Origin of the sequence: Kitasatospora putterlickiae, from assembly GCF_039527695.1 — a bacterium.
In the GTDB taxonomy this organism is placed as follows: domain Bacteria; phylum Actinomycetota; class Actinomycetes; order Streptomycetales; family Streptomycetaceae; genus Kitasatospora; species Kitasatospora putterlickiae.
Genome location: NZ_BAAAKJ010000022.1, coordinates 488 through 4,413, shown reverse-complemented (window position 1 = coordinate 4,413; position 3,926 = coordinate 488). Strand labels below are relative to the sequence as shown.

Below are 3,926 nucleotides of genomic sequence, written 5' to 3'. Positions count from 1 at the left end.
CCCGCGCCCGCCCCGGCCGCCGGACCGCACCCCGCCCGCCCCCGTCCCGCCCGCCACCGACCCCGGCCGGCACTCCCGGCTGCGGGCCGCCGCCGAGACCCTGCGGGCCAACGCCCGCGCCGAACGCGAGACCCGGGCGATCAACGAGTCGCCCTGGCTGCTGCCCCCCGGCGGCCACGGCTTCGACCACACCCTGGTCCGCGACATGCGCCGCTTCGCCGACTCCGACGAGGTCGACCTGGTGATCGTCGGCTGCGGCGCCGGCGGCGCCACCCTCGCCCAGCGGATGGCCCGCCACGGCTGGTCCGTCGTCGTCCTGGAGGCCGGACCGTTCTGGGACCCGCTCGCCGACTGGGTCAGCGACGAGGCCGGCTCCCACCACCTGTACTGGACCGAACCCCGGCTGATCTCCGGCACCGACCCCGTCCCGCTCGGCTCCAACAACTCCGGCCGCGGCGTGGGCGGCTCGATGATCCACTTCGCCGGCTACACCCCCCGCTTCCACCCCTCCGACTTCCGCACCCGCACCCTCGACGGCGTCGGCGCCGACTGGCCGATCGACTACGCCGACCTGCGCCCGTCCTACCGGCGCCTGGAGTACGAACTGCCGGTCGCCGGCCAGTACTGGCCCTGGGGCGAGCCGCACCCCTACCCGCACCCCCCGCACCCGCTCGGCGGCAACGGCGAGATCTTCCTGCGCGGCGCCGCCGCCCTCGGCGTCGAGGCCCGGATCGGCCCGGTCGCCATCACCAACGGCCGCTTCGGGCGCCGCCCGCACTGCCTCTACCGCGGCTTCTGCCTCCAGGGCTGCAAGGTCAACGCCAAGGCCTCGCCCCTGATCACGCACGTCCCCGACGCGCTCGCCCACGGCGCCGAGATCCGCGCCGACGCGATGGCCTCCGGCGTCGACCTCGGCCCGGACGGGCTCGCCCGCGGCGTGCGCTACTTCCACCACGGCCGCGAACACCTCCAGCGGGCCCGCACCGTCGCCGTCGCCGGCTACGCCATCGAGACCCCGCGCCTGCTGCTCAACTCCGCCTGCCGCCGCTTCCCCGAGGGCCTGTGCAACGACCACGACCAGGTCGGCCGCTACGTCATGGTCCAGGGCGCGCCGCAGACCTCCGGCCGCTTCGAGCAGGAGATCCGCGCCTACAAGGCCCCACCGCCGGAGGTCTCCACCGAGCAGTACTACGAGACCGACCCCGCCAAGCCCTACCGGCGCGGCTTCACCATCCAGAACATCTCGCCGCTGCCCATCACCTGGGCCGAACACGTCGTCGCCCAGGGCCACTGGGGCGCCGACCTGCGGGCCTACCTCGCCGACTCGGTGCACTGGGCGACCCTCGGCGCGATGGCCGAACTCCTGCCCAGGGCCGACAACCGGGTCACCCTCGCCGCCGAGACCGACCGGCGCGGCCTGCCCGTCGCCGAGTTCTCCTTCTCCCAGGGCGACAACGACCGGCTGCTGATCCGCGCCGCCCGCGAGGTGATGGAGTCCCTGCTGCGCGCCGCCGGGGCGAGCGAGGTCATCACCATCGACCGCTACGCCCACCTGGTCGGCGGCTGCCGGATGGCGGCCGACCCGCGCGAGGGCGTCGTCGACCACCGGCTGCGCGCCTTCGCCGTGCCCAACCTGCTGATCACCGACGGCAGCGTGCTGCCCACCCAGGGCGCCGCCAACCCCGCGCTCACCATCATGGCCCTGGTCGACCGCGCCGCTGGCCTGCTCGCCGCCGGCGCCCGGTCCGGACTGCGGGCCCCCGAGGCGGCGCCATGAGCGGCATCGAGACGTGCGCCGTCGAGCGGATCGGCGTCCGCGTCTACACCGTCCCCACCGACGCCCCGGAGGCCGACGGCACCCTCGCCTGGGACCGCACCACCCTGGTCCTGGTCGAGGCGGTCAGCGGGCGCCACACCGGCACCGGCTGGACCTACGGGGCCCCGGCCGCCGGCACCGTGGTGCGGGAGGAACTCGCCGACCTGGTCACCGGCCGGGACGCCCACGACACCGCCGGCGCCCACGAGGCGATGAACCGCGCCGTGCGCAACACCGGCCGCCCCGGCCTGGTCGCGGGCGCCGTCTCCGCCGTCGACCTCGCCCTGTGGGACCTGCGCGGCCACCTGCTCGGCCTGCCGCTCGCCCGGCTGCTGGGCGGCGCGGCCCGTCCCGTCCCGGTGTACGGCAGCGGCGGCTTCACCACCTACTCCGACGAACGGATGACCCGCCAACTGCGCGGCTGGACCGAGGACCAGGGCATTCCCCGCGTCAAGATCAAGATCGGCGAGTCCCGGGGCACCCGCGAACGCCGCGACCTCGCCCGGGTGTGCGCCGCCCGCGCCGCCGTCGGCGACCGCGTCGAGCTCTACACCGACGCCAACGGCGGCTACCGGCGCAAACAGGCCGTCCGGATCGGCGACGCCCTCGCCGACCAGGGCGTCACCTGGTTCGAGGAGCCCGTCTCCTCCGACGACCTCACCGGCCTGCGGATCGTCCGCGACGCGGTACGGCCCGACGTCACGGCGGGGGAGTATGGCCACGACCCCGCCTACTTCGCCCGGATGGCCCCCGCCGTCGACTGCCTGCAGGCCGACGCCACCCGCTGCGGCGGCCTCACCGGCTGGCTGCGCGCCGCCGCCCTCGCCGAGGCGCACGGCCTGGACGTGTCCGCCCACTGCGCCCCGCACCTGCACGCCCACGCGGCCGCCGCCGTCCCCAACTGCCGCCACCTGGAATGGTTCCACGACCACGTCGCCGTCGAACGGCTGCTCTTCGACGGCGCCCTCGACCCCGCCGGCGGCACCGTCACCCCCGGCGCCGACGGCGCACCCGGCCACGGTCTGCGCCTCGCCCCCGCCCGCGCGGCCCCCTACCGCACCGCGTGAGCACCGGTGCCGCCACCCGGCACCGAGCCCCAGGGAGGAGCACCCGCCATGACCCGCCACCGGCCCCGAACCCCCGACACCACGGCGACCGCGCCGGACGAGGCCGTCGGACTCACCGTGCGCGCCCGGCCGTGGGCCCGGGGCACCGTCCTCGCCCTGCACGGCGAACTCGACCTGGACTCCGTCGCCGTGCTGCGCCAGGCCCTGGACCGGGCGCTCGCCCTCCCCGGCACGGTCGTCGTGATCGACTGCGGCGACCTCGCGTTCTGCGACTCCACCGGCGTCAGCGCGCTGCTGGAGGCCGCCACCCGCGCCGCCGGCTTCGGCAGCCGGATCGAACTCGCCCGCCCCCGCCCGCTGGTCCGCCGGGTACTCGAACTCACCGGCGCGACCGACGCGTTCGCCGTCCACGAGAGCGTGCCGCCGTAACCCTCACCACCCTGGAGGACCTCATGACCCACACCAGCCCGGCGGCGCTCTTCGACGTCGACGGAACGCTGCTCGACACCACCTATCTGCACACCCTCGCCTGGTGGGAGGCGCTGCGCCAGTACGACCGCGCGGTCCCCGCCGCCCGGGTGCACCGCGCCGTCGGCATGGGCGCCGACCGGCTGCTCGACCACCTGCTCGGCGAGGACCGCGACCACGGCGACGACGAGGCCGTCACCGCCGCCCACGACGCCCTCTACGCCCGCTACTGGCCCGTCGTGCGCCCCCTCCCCAAGGCCGCCGAACTGCTGCGCTCCTGCGCCCGCCGGGGCTGGCGGGTGGTCCTCGCCAGCTCCGCCTCGGAGCGCGAACTGACCGCGCTGCGCGCCGTGCTGGACGCCGACGAGGTGATCGCCGCGGTCACCACCGCCGACGACGTCGCCGCCACCAAACCCGAGCCGGACCTCATCCGCGCCGCCCTCGACCGCGCCGACGGAACCCCCGAACTGGCGGTCTTCGTCGGCGACACGATCTGGGACGTCACCGCGGCCGGCCGGGCCGGGGTGCGGTGCGTGGCCGTCGAGAGCGGCGGGCACTCCGCCCAGGACCTCCTC

General features: G+C 76.1%; 4 protein-coding genes. All 4 read left to right on the top strand.

Going from position 1 to position 3,926, the window contains the following annotated elements; all coding sequences use genetic code 11:
• A partial coding sequence (locus tag ABD308_RS02845) for a GMC family oxidoreductase (protein ID WP_344324983.1) occupies positions 1 to 1,777 on the top strand: 1,777 nt, incomplete at its 5' end.
• Positions 1,774 to 2,883, top strand: a complete 1,110-nt coding sequence (locus ABD308_RS02840; RefSeq protein ID WP_344324980.1) for an enolase C-terminal domain-like protein — start codon at positions 1,774 to 1,776, stop codon at positions 2,881 to 2,883. The genes ABD308_RS02845 and ABD308_RS02840, both read left to right, overlap by 4 nt.
• 48 nt (positions 2,884 to 2,931) lie before the next feature.
• Positions 2,932 to 3,312: an STAS domain-containing protein gene (locus ABD308_RS02835; protein WP_344324977.1), complete on the top strand. Its 381-nt coding sequence runs from the start codon at positions 2,932 to 2,934 to the stop codon at positions 3,310 to 3,312.
• A gap of 23 nt (positions 3,313 to 3,335) precedes the next feature.
• Positions 3,336 to 3,926, top strand: a 591-nt coding sequence (locus tag ABD308_RS02830) for an HAD family hydrolase (RefSeq protein WP_344324974.1), incomplete at its 3' end; no start/stop codon positions are given.